Source organism: Bradyrhizobium sp. Kon58 (genome assembly GCF_055807455.1).
In genome coordinates this window covers 1-508 of record NZ_JBVVOT010000136.1, presented here as the reverse complement: position 1 = coordinate 508, position 508 = coordinate 1, and the positions used below count along the sequence as shown (strand labels likewise).

The following is a 508-nucleotide window of genomic DNA, read 5'->3' as shown; positions in this document are numbered from 1 at the left end:
GCTATAGATAAGCTGGCTGACATACCGCTATCGGGAGCAAGCCCCCTCCCACATTTTATTTTCAGTGCCCAAACTTGCCGGGCCAACCCAGCACTTTCTTTGGCCTTGGGGTTGCATAGGTCCTGACCTTCGATGTCGACAACCCCAACCGCACCAGCGATTCTGCGATCGTCACCGCCGCCGTCACCCCATCCACCACCGGCACCCCGGTGCGCCGGCGGATCTGCTCATCCAGCCCGGCCATGCCGCCGCAGTCTGGCAGATCGTCGGGCCATGTCTGGTGGCGATGGCTGCCGTCGCCTACGGCTTGCCGCAGGATCCGCTGCGCCTGGAACGCCTCAAGCAGTTCAACTGGCGTGGCCTGCTGCTGGGCTTCCCGGCGATCTGCATGCTGGTGATCGGTTTGCTGCAAGGCAATCGTCTGGACTGGTTCGAGTCGGGTCTAATCACCTTTCTGCTCAGCGGCGGCACGGTGTTGATGGTGCTGTTCATGCTTAACGAATGGTCG

General features: G+C 61.4%; 1 protein-coding gene and 1 pseudogene. One reads left to right on the top strand and one right to left on the bottom strand.

Annotation, left to right across the window (positions count from 1 at the left end; genetic code table 11):
• Positions 1-61: 61 nt before the first annotated feature.
• Positions 62-244: a hypothetical protein gene (locus AC0L20_RS39825; RefSeq protein WP_473295640.1), complete on the bottom strand. Its 183-nt coding sequence runs from the start codon at positions 242-244 to the stop codon at positions 62-64.
• Positions 245-280: 36 nt separating this feature from the next.
• Between AC0L20_RS39825 and AC0L20_RS39820 the strand changes: the two are divergent.
• Positions 281-508, top strand: a pseudogene (locus AC0L20_RS39820) (MFS transporter); the annotation flags it as partial.